This is a genomic window from Paenibacillus sp. Y280, assembly GCF_056786335.1.
Genome location: NZ_JBXCIW010000025.1, coordinates 24,671 through 42,861, shown reverse-complemented (window position 1 = coordinate 42,861; position 18,191 = coordinate 24,671). Strand labels below are relative to the sequence as shown.

Here is an 18,191-nt window from a genome sequence, read left to right as displayed (position 1 = left end):
GTTTGTGTCGTGCAAGTCTATTGGTTTTTGACTCTCATTATGCGGCCATCAGCTTATCCATTCGAAGCAGATTGTAATAAACCATGTCCTCCAGTGTTTCCTCCGTAATCAGGTATCCGTCGGCAAGTACGCGGTCTCCAGCTGTAATTCCGGGTATGGGTATCAGTGATTCGTACATAAGTGAGCCTCCTTCTTCAAGCAACAGCTCATACATGGTTGTATTCCGTGAGGTTGTTGTAATCTCTTCAATCTCACCTTGGAATTGCCTGGAGATATGATCGAGGTACCAGCGATTATCCTTATTAGTTAAGATATAACGTACCCTCGACGTACTTTTGTCTTCATATACACGTGTGATTCCAACCGCAATGCTTCCGTTCTTTAGCTGCTCTGCGCTATCAAGCGCAAAGTAACGAATGCCTGCTCGTCTGGGATGGCTTTTGTCGAAGTGATGCAACATCTTCTCCACCGAGACGTCGGGATCAAAAGTATGCGTTTCAGGAAAATACGCTTCTTTTAAAAAAGACGGAGTCATCCATTCCTTGGACATGCTCATTTTTCGGTTGAAATGTTTCATATGCTGAAGCAAAGCCTCATAAGCACCGGAATCCATACCCTGAATGACCCGCTGTGATTCCGGAGTTATCCGATGTTTAACGGGAATCCATCTTTTCTTAAGACGTTTCTTCCATCTTCCTAATAGGAAAGGCGTTAGAAACGCAAGAATGATTAAGCCTCCAACAATAATAAAGCCGATAATACTGCCGATAGTGTTGCCCATTCCTCTAAAGCTCCCCTTTATAGGTAAAATGATTTTGACCAGTTAACCTTGTTGCAATTCCTGATAAGTTTTACGGTGCCCGCCTCTCAGATTACGCCAGAGAACAGGGATTGTAAGAATCGGGCCAAGCGGGAGGCTCCACCATCCTAATAACAAGGTGATCAAGACAAACATCATCCTGTGAAATAGGGTCAAATGAACCTCCTCAACAAAATATCGGCTTTGGCGATGGGAATGAAAGAGACCAAATGACACAAGTGCTTCATATTGCACGAAGCGGGTCAGGGGAGTTATTTCGATATGCTGATAGTAGGCGCCTCCCGTTAGTATTTCTTTTTGATTGGCCTCCAGCCATAGCTGAAATTGCTCCTGTTCCTTCCGGTCATGACGAATATATAAGGAGACCAAAAACAAGATTGTGCCAATGAACATTTGAAATATAAATTCAGATGGACTGGAGCCGTAATGCCAAACAGCATATCCGTAAAAAAGAAGCGAAAATAAGAAAGTTAACAGCTCCAATGAAATGCTCTCCTTTATAGCGATAGTGGATAACTCTTCCAATTATAACGGAAGAAAAGAGACAGAGATATATCGCTATTCTAAATGTTATATGAAGAACGATGGAAGATTTAGGAGGGGATTTTCATAGTGAATATACTAATTACCGGTTCGAATAGAGGCGAAGCACTCCGCGAAGACAATCTTGAGAAGAAATATGAACCAGGCTACCGTGTTCCTTCCGAGAAGGAGCTTGGCGACGAATATAATGTAAGCCGAATCACGAGCAAGAAAGCACTGGAGCTACTGGCCAGCGAGGGTTATATTAATATCGGAAGATAAATTGATGAGTAACCATAACCCATGTTCATTAAAGATAACAACAAATTATGATGGCACTAACTTCCTTTACTTGACCTGTTCTTATTGGAAGGTCTAAAAGTGGCACACTTAAATCGCCCGATTTATTAAACTGATGGGAAACGTTAGTTTAATGAAACAGCGACAGTCTAGGACTTTATTTTCTCGTCCTTGGCTGTCGCTGTTTCAATTTCTAAGTTCAGTCTAATACTTTATTTTCTCCTGACACCTATGCCATTACTTTACAAATATCATTCGTAAAGGCTACTGGATCTTGAATAGGCAGCCCTTCAATCAACAGCGCTTGATTATAGAGCAAGCTCGTGTACAAGCTCAGCTTCTCTTTATCGTTGCTGTAGGCGTTTTTGAGCGATTGGAAAATTTCATGATTGATATTAATTTCCAGAACTTTGTCCGCTTGGACACCTTGGTTGTTCGGCATCGCCTTCAATATTTTTTCCATTTCGATCGTAACTTCTCCCTCGGTGGACAAGCAAACCGGATGGGTTTTGAGACGTTTTGATGCTTTTACGCTCTTCACTTTATCCTGTAGGATCGTTCTCATGTGTTCAAAAAGCTCCTTGTTCAGATCCTGCTCCTCGGCCGTTTCCGTATCATTAGCGTCTGCTTCAATGCCTAGATCGCCGCTTGATACCGACTTAAACTCTTTATCCTTATATTTGCCGACCATCTTGATCGCAAACTCATCGATGTCATCGGTAAAGTACAAGATCTCATACCCTTTGTCCGTTACCATCTCGGTTTGCGGCAGTCTATCGATTCTTTCGATCGACTCGCCCGAAGCATAATAAATATATTTCTGATCCTCGCTCATTCGCGATACGTATTCATCCAGCGTAACGAGTTTTTTCTCCTTGGAGGAGTGGAACAGCAGCAAATCCTGAAGCACGTCTTTATTAACGCCGTAATCGTTGTAAACGCCGAACTTAAGCTGTCTTCCGAACGCTTTGTAGAAGGATTCGTACTTGTCCCGATCATCCTTCAAAATGCCCTGCAGCGCGCTCTTGATCTTGCTGTTGATGTTTTTGGCGATCAGCTTCAGCTGGCGGTCATGCTGCAGCATTTCTCTCGAAATGTTAAGCGATAGATCCTCCGAATCAACCATCCCTTTGACGAAGCTGAAATAGTCCGGAAGCAGGTCTGAGCATTTATCCATAATCAATACGCCATTCGAATAAAGCTCCAGCCCTTTCTCAAATTCCTTCGTATAGTAATCGAAAGGTGTGCTTTCCGGTATATACAAAATCGCATTATAGACGACAGCGCCGTCCGCGCTAATATGAAGATGCTTTATCGGCTTATCGAAGCCGTAACGCTTCTCGAAATAAAATTGATCGTAATCTTCCTGCGTAAGCTCGTTTTTATTTTTCCGCCAGATCGGCACCATGCTGTTGACGGTTTGCTCTTCTTGATATTCCTCAAACTCGTTTTCCGCGTCAGCTTTAGGGCGTTGGCCCTTCACATCCATCTTGATCGGATAGCGGATGAAGTCGGAATATTTTTTGATAATTGATTTTAAGCGGTATTCTTCCAAATACTCGTCGTATTGGTCGTCCTCGGTATTTTCTTTAATGTTCAAGACGATTTCCGTACCTACCGAATCCTTCTCGCAAGGCTCGATCGTATAGCCGTCCGCACCTGTTGATTCCCATTTGAAAGCTTCGTCGCTGCCGAGAGCCTTGGTCACAACCGTTACTACGTCCGCGACCATAAAGGCTGAGTAGAAACCAACGCCGAATTGGCCAATAATATTGTGGCCGTCCTTAAGCTCATTTTCATTTTTGAACGCAAAGGAGCCGCTCTTCGCAATGACGCCAAGATTGTTCTCAAGATCCTCCTTCGTCATTCCAATACCTGTATCCGTAATGGTAAGCGTCCGGTTTTCCTTGTCGGCAACGACTTTGACATAATAATCTTCTTTGTTGAATACCAGCTGATCATCGGTTAGCGCTTTGTAATATAGTTTGTCGATGGCATCGCTCGCATTAGAAATCAGCTCTCTAAGGAAGATCTCTCTTTGCGTATAAATGGAGTTAATCATCATTTCCAGCAATCGTTTCGATTCGGCTTTAAACTGTGTTTTGGACATGAGTAAGTCCCCTTTCCATTCATCATTCAAGCATAAACGGCTACTGCCTGCCTTTGGAGGCAAGCTTGTACCTCTTCCATATTAGCACTCAAATCCATAGAGTGCTAATCCTTCCTTTTATATAACATAAACTATTTTTTACTGTCAACTTGATTTTGGAAAAATTCAAAAAAAAGAGAAGCTGCAAGGTTATCAACCTTAGACAGCTTCTCATTATTAAGGAATGGAAAATCGCTTATGTGCGTTGTTTTTCGGTATTTTGCAACCGGTTCCAAAAATGCACGCCTCACTGCGAGCCACTAGCCATGCCTAATGTTCCACTTCGCCAGACCTATGAATTTCATTGCAAAAACAGACATTTTCCCTCAGCATTTGCTAATTGACCCCATTAGAATCTACAATAGAGGTAGAGATTCAAAAATTTAACTATTGGAGGCTGAGCAATATGAGCTCATTCACATCATGGCTGCAGAATACAAAACAAGGACTAAACGAACAGGTTAAAAAATTCAAAAATAAAGATTTCATGGATGCGGTCGTTGCGGGCTGTGCGATTGTTGCAGGCGCAGACGGAACTATCGACGCTGCAGAAAAGCAAAAAATGGCTGGTTATATTGGCCGCAGCGAGGAGCTTAAAGTGTTTGACATGAGCGATGTTATCAATCGTTTCAATCACTTTGTAGGAAATATCGAGTTTGATGGCATGATTGGCAAGCAAGAGGCGCTTAAAGCGATTGCCAAGTTCCGCAGCAAGCCGGAGGTTGGGCGTGTCATTGTTGGCGTATGCAGTGCTATCGGCGCAGCAGACGGCGACTTTGATGCGAAAGAGCAAGCTGCTGTTCGTGACATCTGCAATACACTTGGCCTGAACCCTGGCGAATTCAGCCTGTAATAATGGCAAACGAAAGAACCTCCAACATCACGCTTGACGTGAGTTTGAAGGTTCTTTCTTCATTCCGGATTTATCATCTCGTTCAAAAACATTGCCGTTCTACATTCCTGTTCTACGTTCCCGTTCTACATTCCTGTTCTACATACTGCTCTACACCTTGCGAAATGCCTCATTGTAGCAGCGTCTGCAGACCGGCTTATAATCCTCATTGCCGCCGATCTGAATTTGCTCGCCTGCATTCATAGGCTCACCGTCATTAAAGCGGATGACCATAGTCGCCTTGCGGTCGCAATACCAGCAGATCGTCTTAATCTCTTCAATTTTGTCCGCTTGCAAGAGCAGATTATAGCTGCCCTCGAACAGCTGATTTTGGAAATCATTTTTCAAGCCAAATGCCATGACCGGTATGTTAAGCTCGTCCACAACCTGCGTAAGCTCCAAAATATGATGCTTCTTCAAAAACTGCGCTTCATCGAGAAGGACGCAATAAATTTTTGACGGCAGCGCCGCTGCAACATGCGACTTCACGCTTTCATAGAGATTCGTATCGTCATGAACAGGAATCGCTTCCCGCTCGAAGCCAACCCTTGAGCCTACGCGATCCACGCCGTCTCTGGCGCCAACGGATGGAGAATAAATAAGCACTTGCTTGCCTTGCTCCTCGTAATTATGAGCGACCTTAATAATTTCAAATGATTTGCCGCTGTTCATCGTTCCGTATTTGTAATAAAGCTGTGCCAATCAAATCTCCCCCAAAAAAAGTTCAGTGTTCCTATTATACAGGATTTAACGACACGAAACGATTGGAAAATTTGAAGGCCGCTCAAACACCTAAGGACACTGCTATATCGCAAGAAGCCTTGTTTTTGCTTCTCCATATGCTTTGACAATTTGCTGAACCTTCTGGAACTCCGGATCGGTTGGCCCCAAATCAGCCATGAACATCCGGTGCAAAATTTGATTGTACATGTTTTGGCGCGCTTCGATGAGCTGTACTTCCAGCTGGACCAAGTCCTCAAGCTCATTTTCATCGATCAGTTGATCAATATCGAACTCTATAGGGCTAGAAGGACGCTGCTCATCAATAATCCGGTTAGATCCTCTGTCAATGCGGGGAAGCTCCTCATATTCCGCTTCTGTTTCCTGGCTCTGGCCAAGCGGTATTGACGTATTCAGCTCTGAGAGAATGATGCCTTCTTTCGCCAGCATAACTTGAAAGGGCTTATGTTGAAGCAGATCAGCAATAACAAGCCTGCTCATGTCTTTGTTGCGTATCAGCGAGGAATCAAACGGATGAAGCACCCACTGATGGTCCCGGTTGAACAGGTTAAAGGTAAACCATTCTCCGCCGTAAATGAACCGAACGTTAATATTGGATTCCGAAATAATTTCATAGGTGAACTCCAAATGGAATACCTCCGATCAACAGTATAATTTCAATCTATTATACCAAATCAGAGTCGAACGCAAACAGCAAGTTAGTTGAAATCCTCCATAATAGCCTCCACTCTCTCGGAGCTCGCCACAACAATTAAAACAATAAGGAGCGCAGCTAGCGCAATACCGCCAAACATAGCATGATCACCTCGTTTTTTCTTTAAAACTATGCCGGCCGTCCCTTTTTTATGAGCCATTATTATGGAGACATCCCCTATCATGACCCGCTGAAGAACAAAAAAGACGAGCCCCATGAGAGCTCGTCCATCCTATATTCACATGCCTTTTATTCCAAAAAGCCTTTAGCCGCCGATGCCGAAGGAAGCTCGGCTTGACCTGCTCCTGAGGCAGCTTGAATGCCTAGTCGCTGTCCGACCTTTTGATTGATTTGCGTCATTTTCTCCGTCTGCTGCGATACGGTTTGGATGATTTGGCGGTTTGAATTCTCGTATTTATCCATAGCAGAGAAGAGATCCGACATTGCCCGCTCTACAAGCTCCATGCTCATAGCCGGCTTCGTCAACGCTTGGTTAGCCTTCTCGCTCGTTTCATTCAGAAGGCGTGCATTCTCGGCAAATTGATTGCCTAACATCTCATTCGTCGAATTGACCGCTTCAATCGCTTTCATCTGATCATCAATCGCGCTGGCAATGAGCACCGAGACCGACATCAAATGCTGCGTTTTATCAATCGAGCTGTCGAGCGCATCCATCAGCTTATCATTCGTATCGTTAATAATATCCGTTGCGGCAATCGCTTGCTGATACAGCATAATCATTTCCGTGTACGTTTGAAGCTTGGTCACGACCTTGCGAAGGCCGCGCTCCAAATACGTTTTGCGCAGCTCATTCTCAGGCTTCGCAATTTCGTCCTCGAACATTTTTTTGAGGCGATTGCCGTATTCGACCAACAGCTGCAAATCATAAACATTGTCCAAGCTGCTGCGTTTCAGGTTGCGCATATGCACGACGTTCTCTTCCAGATTGTCGCGACCGTCCCTAAGCGACTTCACGATGACCTGTACATTCGATTTAGCCGATTGATATTTATAAATATATGCCTTCATCGGCGCTTTGCGAAGCAGCTTCTGAACGAGGCTCAGCTGTTTGCTCTTGCTCAAGTCCTCAACCTCGCTGCGCAGCTTGAGCATATTATTCGCTACCTCAGACCTCTTGCCTGACATTAGATTGGATAGCGGACGCTCCAGCATCGTTAGCGTTTGCCCGGAGCGCTCAAGCGTCTTTTGGCCTTTTTTCGTAATCTCATCCATTAGCGTATCCAGATGCATCGCATCCGTTGTCGCTACCTTCTGCATCGTGCTTTGTACTTCCTGCTCCAGCTTCTGGAGATCTTCATTCTTTAATTGAACGAGCTGTTGTGACATGTCTTATTTCTCCCTTCATTCATTTGTAATTAATCAGTAAGCCGGTATCGCTGTTGCATTAATTCAGCCTTCGTACGCAGCTCCATAAGATCCTTCTGTTCAATCGTTTTCGTATAGAAAGTAAGCTTGGAATCTACATCCTTGATCCCGTCCAGCAATAGCCGCCTGTTTTGGCGCTTCGCTTCGCCGCTTAGCCGCAGAAACGGATTGATCGTCGAGTTCAAATCCTTTCGAACCAAGCGCACAATGTTGTGATTAATGCTTGCGTCACCGAGAGCGACTAAATCCGGAATTAATCGGTTTAGCCTCGACAGCAGGGCAAGCGTCTTCTGTACAATTTCATCGTCTAAATTATTTTGCTCGCCTTCGAGTAAAATCATATCTTCGATGATTCCGATGTATTCTAATGCAGAAGCAAGCTCAGGATCTAGAACCTGCGGCGGAGCAGCTGCTGCCACAGCAGACTGCGCGGGCGCTGGGACACTAGCCGAGGCGGCTGCACTTTGTTGTTGTATTACTTGGTTCTGCGCGTTCTGCTGCAGCTCAGGCTCGCGTGTTGGCTGATTGATTTCTTTCCTGCCACTCTGCTTTAACGAGAGCGCGATCAGCATGCCAAGCGCAGGTATAGCAATCGCTATATAGGGAGAGGAAATCCAGTAAACCACAAGTCCGACTGCGTAGCTGCCTATCGCGATGCTTAACGATTTTTTTAATGATTTCATTGCGGCACCTCCAATTTAAGCTTGCTTGTCCTGAAGTATATATCCGTCATCATGATTCAATTATCTCGTTTTTGGTACAGGTAAGTCAATTTTTATAAAAATAGCAGCACTTGACGTCCGTATTGCCTTGAGCAGCAGAACTCGTACTGCGGCTAGGCTTCTATTAAAAAAAGGGAACTCTCGTCCCCTTCTTGTTTATTGCTTCATGATGAGCGGCTGCTCTACGTAGCCGGCTTGTATGCCGAACTGCGGGACAGGCGGTTCAATTTTTTTGCCTTGAAGCGCTTGCACAGCAAGGTAAGGCATGTTCACGCCCGAAAGGCATGTAATATAAAGACCGCCGGACATGCGAGGATTAATCTCAAGCAATTTTGGAATACCATTATTATAGCGAACTTGGATGTTAAAAGCATAAGGAATACGCAGCGTCGTTGCAATACGATGAGCGATATCCATCAGCTCCGGCGTGTCCTCCAGCAGATAGGTTCTACCCGTTGACTTGCGGCGAGGAATAGCTGTAATTAATTCACCTTCGGCGCTCGCCACGCAATCAATGCTGTATTCCGTACCGTCAAGCAGCTCCATCACCATTAGATTGTTGAAGCAATCCGTCGAAGACAGCGTTTCATAAGCCTGCTCAAACGTAGTAGACAAGGTTACATAGCCGTAAAGATCACTGAGCGGATCACGTTCGTTGTCGATAATCCGAAAGCCCATTCCGCCCTCTGATATCGTAGGCTTGAAGCATACCTTATGTCCGGCTGCCGTAAGCTCCTCATAGGCTTGTTTAAATTGCTCTGCCGTATTGACGACGCGGTAATCGGGAATCTCAACAAGGTCTTTGCCTTGAAGAGCTTCATAAAATTTATCCTTCTCGATCATCGAATCCAGCAGCTCGATATCGCGGCATACCATTACCTTGGTGCCAATCTGGTCAAACAAATGCACGTAGCGCGAAATTTCCTCCATATGCAGGCGCGGAATGAAAATATCAATTTCATTTCTTTTGCAGAAATCCACGCAAAATTGAACGTATTCCAGGCCAAAGACCGCCGGCTCCACATCGATATGATCGGATGCCAGCAGCGACATATGGTTAATGTCAGGATGCGTGCCAAAAAACTCAAACGGCTCGCCGTCTGGATTATTGCGAATCATATTAATATAATGGTACGCTACCGAAAACCAACGATTCATATAAACGCGTGTCATATCTATATTCCTTCTTCCCTGTCTTTAAAAGTGGTGAGGCTGAAGCATTTATGATATCCGGGCATGCTTTAAGATCGCGTCGAGCAGCTCCTCAGAGGCAAGCGCCCCTTTAGCCTTCGTAAATTGAATATGCGGATGCGCTTCATAAAAGCGGCCTAGTTCACCGTGTGACGGTGAAATTGCAAAATCAGCAGCAAGCAGCAGACTTTCATCCAGCAGGCTGTCTCCCGCCGCGTATACGAACGTAGAGGCAAGCTTCTCCTTCACATATTGAATGGCTGCACCCTTGCTTACTTTCTCTGGAACCAAATAAATTTTCCGTCCTTGAAGCGAATAGCTCCAGCCGAGCGGAGCAAGCTGCTGCTTCAGCTCCTCAAGCGGCTCATGCGGCAAATGATCCCTCTCAACAACGATCGAATAAAACAGATCATCGCACAGGTCATTCGATTTCACCCAATGGGTGGATGCGATCTTCGCGAACAAGCTGGCAATTTCCGTGTGCCCCGCGCAATGCTGCTTAACGGCATCCCGAACGAAGGTTTGCCAGTCCTGATCGATCTGTCCATTCACGAGAATGGTGCCTCCGTTGCTTACGATGACATATTCAGGACAGAATGACTCCTTGAATCCGAATATGCGGTTGTACTGCTCCGGTATCCGCGTCGTCACGGGAACGAACCTTGCAATGCCCGCTAGCTGCTGCAGTTTTTCAATGGCGGGCTTAGTCATATAAGATATATATCTGCCCTCATACAGCTCAACGGGAAACATCGCTTCAATCTCTACCTCGCCCTTCGACCTCGCCGAATAAATCAAAGTCTGGTCCAAATCGCTTGCAAAAATCATTCCGATTCCCCCTTTATCGACTTAATGATGCCACAGCATGAATAGGTCATATTCGGATATTCCTCGACGGGAACGCCGCGGTCCTTCGCAAGCAGAAGAATATGCTTCAGGTTGGCATTATCAAGTCGGTCGACAAGAATTTTCCACGGCACTCTACGCAGGAGAACACGGGTGGTCTCGCCAACACCGGGCTTTATAAGATTGATGTCCGTGATGCCAAAATCGTTCTGGATATGCGCAATATCCTGAAGACCCTGCCATGTAATCTCATTTTGCGCGGGATTCTCCTGCATATGAAGCGCCTCTGCTTTTGAGCTATCAGCTGTCTGGTTGAAATGAGCAGAGATCGTGTCCACGAATACGCTCGTCAGGTCTGCGTCTTTCCATTGCTTATAATATTTGGCGCCGTGAAAGTCATCCGGCCCGATCAGATCGCTGCGCAGCACGGTCCGGCTTATAAGACCCGACACGGTTGAATTGAGACAAGCGCTCGGAATAAGGAAATCCTCCCTTGTACCGAACGTACCCGCGCAATAGCCCGGATCTGCAAGCACGGCAAGATCGTCATTCAGCTCAAGGCCATGCTTTTGCTTCATGAGCGCGCATGCAGCCATCAGCACCTTGCGAATGGCACCCTTCCCTGTCCAGCCGTCCACAAATTGCACACGCTTATCCGGGTGGTTCTGATTCATGTAGAGCAAAGCATTCTCGTCAATGCCTTTGCCCCTTATAATCGAAAGGCTATAGTGCGGAAGATCGACTCCATAAACTTGCTTAATGAATCGTTTGATCAAGACACCGATTGGCGTGCCGCCTCTTGCCAAGGAAGCAAGCACAACGTCAAATCCGTTTTTCTTGATAATCATTTCGGAGACAGTCCCGACCGCTCTAGCTATCCGGACAGCAGAGTCTTCGAGCGTATCATGGAACAACTGAATATATTCAGAGGTTGGCTGATACTCAATAGCGAGGCTTTCCGAGTAATGGCCGCCCGTCTGCATGGCCGCTTCCCGCACCTCGGTTCGCTGCTCTAATGAAATATCGCTCAGATCCTTAAGCAGAAAGACAACATCCTCCTGTTTATAGCTGCCCATTGGAGCAGGATCGGCTATTTTTTTGGAGCTAAAGTAAACGATATGAACATGTGGAATGCCTAAGGAAATCAGAACCTGCTTAAGCTCCTCCAGCTGCGCAGCATCTGCCTCACGCTCCATAAATAGAAACATCTCGTTATAATGACCACGCGGGATGTTATACATAAAGTTCATGACATCGGCCTGCTCGGGGGAAACGAATCGGTACGCGGATCGAACGGCATAATGAGGGTTCGTATTCGGATGAATCGGACTTCGGGTACTTGATTGGTACCAGACATCTTCTCCAAGCTTAGCGGCTACCCGCATCGGAATGTACATAAATTCACCGGTTCCCATGCAAAGCGTCCTGCCGCCTGCTCGGTGCTCTCGCAGGAAAGCTGCTGCCTGATCTGCTTCCATGTCCAGTGCAATGCTGTCCTCCGCCGTCAAGCCAAAGCGGCCCGTATGCTTCAGGTACGCAACCTCCCCTTGTGAGGAAGGAAGGCTTGCGAAGCGGCTGTTCACATACAAGAAATCAATAACCGGCTCTAGCTCATGCTCATGCTGCTCGTCTACATGCTCCGTGCTCGCAATGGGCTCGCCCTTTACAGCTATTTGTCCGGACACGAGCGATAAGCAGTCAACACTTACGCCAAGCTCCCGTTCAAGCTCGCTGAACCCTGCAATATCCTCGTTTGAACGCCAGTCCAGCAGACTTGCAACGATATATTTTTTCTTCCCGTATCTAGCGTGCAGATCATGAATAATATTAATTGCGGTTTTGCCTGTCGTCATCTCATCGTCGACTAGAATGATCGTTTCAGCTTGCACGAAAATGGCGGGATCGTTCGCATAGCAGCGGTGTGTAGTGGCATGTGAATGCTCTTCTTCAAAATCGATGCAGGAGGTCTTATAGGCAATACTTTCCCTTGTCGTATGCAAGAAGCTGGCATCGCCATCAAACATATCGAACATGCTATGCCCAAGCCCAGTGGCCGTTTCCGCGAAGCCGATGAACAGCGTCTTCTCATCCACGGTCATCTTTTTGCTCTTCATCAAATCATAGATTTCACCGGCCGCTTCAGGCGCTTCAAAAGCGTGCAGCAGCTGTTCGATCTGAATCGGCAGCGGCTTTCCTCTGAATTGTTGATACAGCAGTCCAAGCGCGGCACCCGATAACAAGGATACATGAGGACGAACGGGGATATGCTTGCCTAGTACTTTGCTTACGAATAAAAAGCTCCGTTTTTTGTTAATGCGGGCTGCCATTTGAAATAACTGCTCCAGCGGAATATGGAAGGCATTGCTCGTAACCTCAATCGTAACCTCTAAATCTCCGATAATATTAAACGATTGCTGATTCCCGTTCTTCTGAGAGTAAGCAGGTAAAATTCTGGTTTTCATTTAGCACCCCATATATGTTCGATCTGATCATAATCCGTTTGGCCCAAGTCATATGCGGCTTAAATTCATTCATTTTGTTCGAGTAGCGGCTCTTCATTACGCCTAAGTCGCCTTGACCGTTTTCCATAATGTGCAGGGCATCCATATATTCCTCATGCGTAACGACAAACATCGCTTGCACCGGCTTGATATGGGTAGGATGGATAATCGTTTTTCCGATAATGCCATTCTCTTTATCCATGGCTACTTCACGTATAAGCCCGTCTACATATCTATTAATATAATCCATGCGCAAAATCCGTCCGTGACGACCCATGCTCTCCTCAAATGGCGTCTGCCTGAGCTGCGGCTTAAATACGCGATCGCTCTTGAAATATTCCCACACAGGCCCGGAGATGACGTAGTGGTTGTCCATCCTGCCAAATACGTTGACGATATCTGCAATGCAATCTCTTATGACGCCAATATCGTAGATCGTATGGTCCGGACTTCTGCGAAGCCCAAATAGACTCGAAAAATCCGTTGCGCCAATCCGCACATTCAGCACATATTCCTTGTACTCATTCAGCAGCTCCGCAATGCCTAGCAGCGTCTCAACTCGCTTTTCCCGGTAAATTACGTCTGAACTCTCCAATATAGGCATTCCGTACAGCACGTTGCTTAATGGCATTTTACGCTTGTTATATTCCGCAATAAGCTTTAAGTACTCGCCGCCGGTCTTCAGATTAAATTTTGGAAACACGATTCCTGTCACGTATTCGATCTCTTCCCCAAAAAACGAGAGCAGACGTCTAAGCTGATCCACGGACCGCACCCTAATGAAGATAAGAGGAATATGATCGGCTCGCAATAAACCTATCGATATATATCGACCAATCTTAAGTAGTGTTGCTTTCAGCGTCTCTTCTGCATACTCCAGCTGATTATCGCCTACTGCATCTTCAAGGTCTATCACCATAGACACGAGACCTTCGTGTTTTACGGCTACCAAATCGTCTGCTATATTATCCTTGGTTGCCGGCATATACAGCGCAGCACCAATCGCGTGAGCAATAATTTCTTTGTCAGCATCATTATTGAACTGAGCAGGAAGGGAGTAAAAGAAATTTTGCTCTTCATCATTGGTAAGATAGTTAAAATACCTCAAAGTTAACCCTCCTAAAAGTTTGTGGAGCAAAGCTGAGAGTAAAAAATATCCCTCGCAATCCAATGAGGGATATTTTAACAGCAACCTTTGTATGTGACGATCTAGACGGCTTTTGAATCTTTTTTGTTGCGTATTGCGCTAAAGATAAGCGTACCTCCAAATACGGCTATAATTAAGCCGAAGAACAAGGCATGCGGTACATGCAGATCATACGCTCCGCCGATCATTTTCGCAGCGATCAAGATGATCAGAATAAAGGCTGCTTTCTCAAGCTCGGGAAACCTCTCGATCAGTTTTAGGAACACCTGAGCAACGCCGCGCATCATAAGTACGCCGAGAATACCTCCGAGGAATAGAACCCATACCTCTTCGCTCACGCCAAATGCAGCTAGAACGCTGTCGATACTAAACGCGATATCCATAACTTCAACTGCAAGAACGGTACGCCAGAAGCCGTAGCCTTTATTTTGAACTTCAGCTTCTTCGGCTTCGCCTTTCTTGCCGATATATGGAATTAACGGAATGTTGCCAACTCGAGCAAACTTGAATTCCAGATGGAACAAGTTGCTCAGCGCAATCCATAACAGATACAAGCCGCCCGCGACTTTAATCCAAGTAATTTGTACAAGGTAAACGCCAACTCCGATTGCAATAAACCGGAATATGTAGGCTCCAATAATCCCGTAAAACAAAGCCTTCTTCTGCTGATCCTTCGGCAAATGCTTAACCATAACCGCTAATACAAGCGCGTTATCTGCCGAAAGCAAACCTTCCAATAATACGAGTGTCGCGATAATCCCCCAGTTCGTAGGATTTGTTAACACTTGCGACAGGTTGTCCCAGTGAAAAAAACTCCCGAAATTCGCAATTACGCTCTGAAAAAAATCAACCATCAGTAAATACCTCCGAATATTGCTTTATTTGCTTCCTTGAACCCATCTGAGACCCCAGCCATAAGCCTCGTCAAGCTCTTTATGCCCTGAGAAGTACTGCACGAGCCGCTGTATGCTGAAGGTTTGATCGTTCACGTTCTCAATCATCGCGATAGCGCACATGCCCTTGCGATTGTTATGCTCGTCCATGCGCACTTCTATATCCGGGCCGCCTGTCTGCGAGATCGTTACGATACCTGCCGCCTCAGCCCAGTTAGTCGCTCCTTCATAGATATAGGCATAAATGACGATTCTCTTTATCTCAGCAACCTTATTGCCATTGATTCTAAGATTCTCGCCTGTTGTAATTGAACCCGTACGATCATCGCCGTCCAAAGATATGTACGGCTCCCTCGAGAAATCACCGAACCGATTGCCTAATGCCTGAACCGTACCCTTCTGCCCGTTCTTCAATTCAAACAAGCAGCCGACATCCAAATCAACGCCGCTTGACCGGCCAAAAAATCCTGCTGATGCCTTCTTCTGGTTCCAATTCAAATTAACGACGATTTCACCGAGCGAGCCGGCACCTTTTTGCAAATTGATGACATCTCCGCGTTTGGTGAGCGAAATCTTGCTTAGGTTTACTGGAGCTGTTTTTTGTTCAGGTATCACGGGTGCAGGCGGTACAAGCGGTTTAGCCGAAATAATGGGCGGATTCAAAGGTGCTGGCGGTGTACTCGGAGCTGGCGCATCGGCCTTCACTTCAATGCCAAAGCTATTGCAAAGCGCAGCAAGCCCGCCGGAATAGCCTGATCCAATGGCGTTAAACTTCCACTCGCCATTATATCTATATAAATCTCCTACGACAATTGCAGTCTCGATAGAGAAATTTTTTCCAAGGTCATAGCGCAATATTTCGCGTCCTGTTCCTTCGTCAACAACCCGAATATAGGCATCGTTCACGTTAGAAAAATTTTGTCTTTTCGCTTCCCCATCATAGATTGTTAAGGTAAAGGAAATTCGTTCTATTGCTTGAGGAACATCGTTGATTCGTATCATCACTTGTTCCCTATCGACTTCCCCTGCAAAGCTTCGTTTGTTGTCGCCTATCAGCTCAATAGAGGCGCTTGCGTCCTTCGGATTGCTATAAAAAATCAAATCCTGATCACCAGCTGTTTTCCCGTTCGCGCGAAGTAGGAAGGCTGAGAAATCAACATCAATGCCTGCTGTGCTATTCCAACCCATCCCTACAAGCAGGTTTCTAAAAGAAGGGTTATTTTTAGTAATATCTGCTTTCTGGCCTTTCAATAATGCTAGCTCCATGCGTAAACCGCCCTTCGGTAAAATAGAAAAGGGTGACAAATCACGCTAGCCCTGCCACCCTATTCGTCGTATAAATTACACGGATAGTCCGTAGTTGCGGCAAAGCGCAGCCAATCCGCCCGAGAACCCGGAGCCAACCGCTTGAAACTTCCAATCCGCGCCTTGACGGTACAGCTCACAAAATACGATTGCCGTTTCAACAGAAAAATCTTCGCCAAGATCATAACGAAGCACTTCTCTTCCCGTTGTCTCATCAACCAATCGCACGAAAGCATTCGAGACTTGTCCGAAATTTTGATGTTTGGACTCGGCATCATGGATTGTAACGCTAATCCCGATTCGCTGAATGTGAGCAGGAACCTTAAGAAAATCAATCTTGATTTTCTCGTCGTCTCCATCGCCCTCGCCCGTACGGTTATCGCCCGTATGCTCAACTGCGCCGTTATAGGCTATCAAGGCGTTATAGAACACAAAATCCTTCTCATCCTTGGCCTTGCCATCCTGATGCAGAAGAAACGCACTCGCATCCAGGTCAATTTCCCCGCCGCCGGTATACTTATTCGTATCCCAGCCTAGACCAAGAACTACCTTTGTAAGTGCTGGATTGGTTTTGGTAAGATCAATTCGCTGTCCCTTGGAAAGATTGATGGACATCGTTCTTCTCCTCCTTAACGTAGGCTAGGTTTGAACGCCGAAGTCGCTGCAGAGCCCTTCTAAAAACCGCTGCCTGCTGCACTAAATTTCCACTCGCTGTTATACTTAATGCTTTCATCGTCGCCTGCGTGGAATTTGCGATAAAACAAGCTTCTTTTATCTCAAAAAAGGGCCGCCACTGGCGACCCTTTACGGGTAGATAGAACGATTAGTTGGTAGCTAGACCGTAGTTGCGTGCAAGACCGCCAAGGCCGTCTTGGAAGCCGCTTCCGACTGCGCTGAATTTCCATTCGCCGGAATGACGGTAAAGCTCGCCCACGATTACAGCCGTTTCAACGGAGAAATCTTCTCCAAGATCGTAACGGATAAGCTCTGTGCCGCTTTGCTCGTCAACGATACGAACGAAAGCGTTGGATACTTGTCCAAAGTTTTGGCTGCGTTCTTGTCCATCATAGATCGTGATGCAGAATGCAATTTTGTCCGTTTCTGCAGGTACAGCAGAGAGGTCAATGCTTACTTGCTCATCGTCGCCGTCGCCTGCGCCTGTACGGTTATCGCCCGTGTGAACAACGGAGCCATTGCTGTTTTTGGGGTTGTTGTAGAAAATGAAGTCCGACTCTGAGCCAGCTTTTCCTTGTGCATTCAAGCAAAATACTGATGCATCAAGGTCAAAGTCTTTTCCGCCGTCATATTTATTAGTATCCCAGCCTAAGCCTACCGTAATTTTTGTCAGACCAGGGTTTGTTTTCGTAAGATCGATTTTTTGACCTTTGGATAAGCTGATTGCCATTTGAAATGACCTCTTTTCTGGGTAAATTATTGGTATTGACGAGCAAAGATATCAACGTGGGCAGCATGAGTGCCTTCGCCAATTGCATTAAACTTCCATTCACCGCTGTGTCTGTAAAGCTCACCGACGACCAATGCTGTTTTACCAGAATAATTATCCGTCAAATTGAAACGAATAAGCTCTTGATTGTTGGCTGGATTTACGATGCGGATAAAAGCCGATTTGATCATACCAAAATCTTGACGTCTAGATTCACATTCGTAAATGTTGACCACGCAAAGAATTTTGTGAATATGGTCCGGAACGCGGTCAAGCTGAACGATAATTTGTTCATCATCGCCATCGCCTTCGCCCGTAATATTGTCGCCCGTGTGGACGACGGAACCGTCACCGCTCTGCTTATTATAGAAACAAACGAGATTTTTCTCGCCGCTTAGCTTGCTGTTAGCATCAAGCAACAAAGCTGATGCATCACAATCCACGTTAGCCGCCTTCTTCATTCCGAAGAAACCGCCCTTCACTTCAGCAGGATCCCATCCCAATCCAACGATTACTTTGGTAAGACCGGCATTTCCTTTTGTCAAATCAACCTTTTGACCTTTAACGAGAGAGATACCCATTGTATTGCACCCCCTTTCCATAAGGTAAACGACTAGAGTAAATAAATAGCAGGTATA

General features: G+C 45.9%; 19 protein-coding genes and 1 pseudogene. 2 read left to right on the top strand and 18 right to left on the bottom strand.

Annotation, left to right across the window (positions count from 1 at the left end; translation table 11 throughout):
* Positions 1-37: 37 nt before the first annotated feature.
* Together AC1TPC_RS23060 and AC1TPC_RS23055 are read right to left on the bottom strand one after the other, a co-directional pair.
* Positions 38-781, bottom strand: coding sequence for a hypothetical protein (locus tag AC1TPC_RS23060; protein ID WP_482069139.1), 744 nt, complete (start codon positions 779-781; stop codon positions 38-40).
* Positions 782-823: 42 nt separating this feature from the next.
* Positions 824-1,303 carry a hypothetical protein gene (locus AC1TPC_RS23055; protein WP_482069138.1) on the bottom strand — a complete coding sequence of 160 codons (480 nt, stop codon included), beginning with the start codon at positions 1,301-1,303 and terminating at the stop codon, positions 824-826.
* A 129-nt stretch (positions 1,304-1,432) separates the two neighbouring features.
* Between AC1TPC_RS23055 and AC1TPC_RS23050 the strand changes: the two genes are divergently transcribed.
* Positions 1,433-1,624, top strand: coding sequence for a GntR family transcriptional regulator (locus tag AC1TPC_RS23050; RefSeq protein ID WP_482069137.1), 192 nt, complete (start codon positions 1,433-1,435; stop codon positions 1,622-1,624).
* 247 nt (positions 1,625-1,871) lie between these two features.
* Here AC1TPC_RS23050 and htpG read toward each other — a convergent pair whose 3' ends face one another.
* Positions 1,872-3,752, bottom strand: coding sequence for a molecular chaperone HtpG (gene htpG / locus AC1TPC_RS23045; RefSeq protein WP_482069136.1), 1,881 nt, complete (start codon positions 3,750-3,752; stop codon positions 1,872-1,874).
* Positions 3,753-4,197: 445 nt separating this feature from the next.
* On the opposite strand from htpG, the gene AC1TPC_RS23040 reads away from it, so the two are divergent.
* Positions 4,198-4,644 (top strand): tellurite resistance TerB family protein, encoded by a 447-nt coding sequence (locus AC1TPC_RS23040; RefSeq protein WP_482069135.1) that lies wholly within the window; start codon positions 4,198-4,200, stop codon positions 4,642-4,644.
* Positions 4,645-4,794: 150 nt separating this feature from the next.
* Here the strand turns inward: AC1TPC_RS23040 and AC1TPC_RS23035 are convergent, their stop codons facing one another.
* From AC1TPC_RS23035 to AC1TPC_RS22965, 15 genes and pseudogenes are all read right to left on the bottom strand, one after another.
* Positions 4,795-5,385, bottom strand: coding sequence for a thymidine kinase (locus AC1TPC_RS23035; RefSeq protein WP_482069134.1), 591 nt, complete (start codon positions 5,383-5,385; stop codon positions 4,795-4,797).
* Positions 5,386-5,487: 102 nt separating this feature from the next.
* Entirely contained in the window at positions 5,488-6,051 is a 564-nt protein-coding gene (locus tag AC1TPC_RS23030; protein ID WP_482069133.1) for a hypothetical protein, read from the bottom strand.
* Positions 6,052-6,122: 71 nt separating this feature from the next.
* On the bottom strand, positions 6,123-6,278 hold the full coding sequence (locus AC1TPC_RS23025; protein ID WP_482069132.1) for a hypothetical protein: 156 nt from the start codon (positions 6,276-6,278) through the stop codon (positions 6,123-6,125).
* 89 nt (positions 6,279-6,367) lie between these two features.
* Positions 6,368-7,465, bottom strand: coding sequence for a toxic anion resistance protein (locus AC1TPC_RS23020; protein WP_482069131.1), 1,098 nt, complete (start codon positions 7,463-7,465; stop codon positions 6,368-6,370).
* A 29-nt stretch (positions 7,466-7,494) separates the two neighbouring features.
* On the bottom strand, positions 7,495-8,187 hold the full coding sequence (locus tag AC1TPC_RS23015; RefSeq protein ID WP_482069130.1) for a hypothetical protein: 693 nt from the start codon (positions 8,185-8,187) through the stop codon (positions 7,495-7,497).
* A gap of 195 nt (positions 8,188-8,382) precedes the next feature.
* Positions 8,383-9,405, bottom strand: a complete 1,023-nt coding sequence (locus AC1TPC_RS23010) for an ATP-grasp domain-containing protein (protein ID WP_482069162.1) — start codon at positions 9,403-9,405, stop codon at positions 8,383-8,385.
* Between the two features lie 42 nt (positions 9,406-9,447).
* Positions 9,448-10,245, bottom strand: coding sequence for an HAD family hydrolase (locus AC1TPC_RS23005; RefSeq protein WP_482069129.1), 798 nt, complete (start codon positions 10,243-10,245; stop codon positions 9,448-9,450).
* The gene (locus AC1TPC_RS23000; RefSeq protein ID WP_482069161.1) at positions 10,242-11,339 is read right to left on the bottom strand and encodes a cysteine protease StiP family protein; all 1,098 of its coding nucleotides are present in this window, start codon (positions 11,337-11,339) and stop codon (positions 10,242-10,244) included. The genes AC1TPC_RS23005 and AC1TPC_RS23000 overlap by 4 nt, the downstream gene beginning before the upstream one ends.
* Positions 11,340-11,420: 81 nt before the next feature.
* A pseudogene (locus AC1TPC_RS22995) lies at positions 11,421-12,590 on the bottom strand (phosphoribosyltransferase family protein); the annotation flags it as partial.
* 76 nt (positions 12,591-12,666) lie between these two features.
* Complete coding sequence (locus tag AC1TPC_RS22990) at positions 12,667-13,872, bottom strand: HpcH/HpaI aldolase/citrate lyase family protein (protein WP_482069128.1); 1,206 nt, start codon at positions 13,870-13,872, stop codon at positions 12,667-12,669.
* A gap of 101 nt (positions 13,873-13,973) precedes the next feature.
* Positions 13,974-14,768: a TerC family protein gene (locus AC1TPC_RS22985; protein ID WP_482069160.1), complete on the bottom strand. Its 795-nt coding sequence runs from the start codon at positions 14,766-14,768 to the stop codon at positions 13,974-13,976.
* Positions 14,769-14,789: 21 nt separating this feature from the next.
* Positions 14,790-16,070, bottom strand: a complete 1,281-nt coding sequence (locus AC1TPC_RS22980; protein WP_482069127.1) for a TerD family protein — start codon at positions 16,068-16,070, stop codon at positions 14,790-14,792.
* A gap of 75 nt (positions 16,071-16,145) precedes the next feature.
* Complete coding sequence (locus AC1TPC_RS22975) at positions 16,146-16,724, bottom strand: TerD family protein (protein ID WP_482069126.1); 579 nt, start codon at positions 16,722-16,724, stop codon at positions 16,146-16,148.
* Between the two features lie 208 nt (positions 16,725-16,932).
* The gene (locus tag AC1TPC_RS22970; protein ID WP_482069125.1) at positions 16,933-17,514 is read right to left on the bottom strand and encodes a TerD family protein; all 582 of its coding nucleotides are present in this window, start codon (positions 17,512-17,514) and stop codon (positions 16,933-16,935) included.
* A 26-nt stretch (positions 17,515-17,540) separates the two neighbouring features.
* Complete coding sequence (locus AC1TPC_RS22965; RefSeq protein WP_482069124.1) at positions 17,541-18,134, bottom strand: TerD family protein; 594 nt, start codon at positions 18,132-18,134, stop codon at positions 17,541-17,543.
* Between the last annotated feature and the right edge of the window lie 57 nt (positions 18,135-18,191).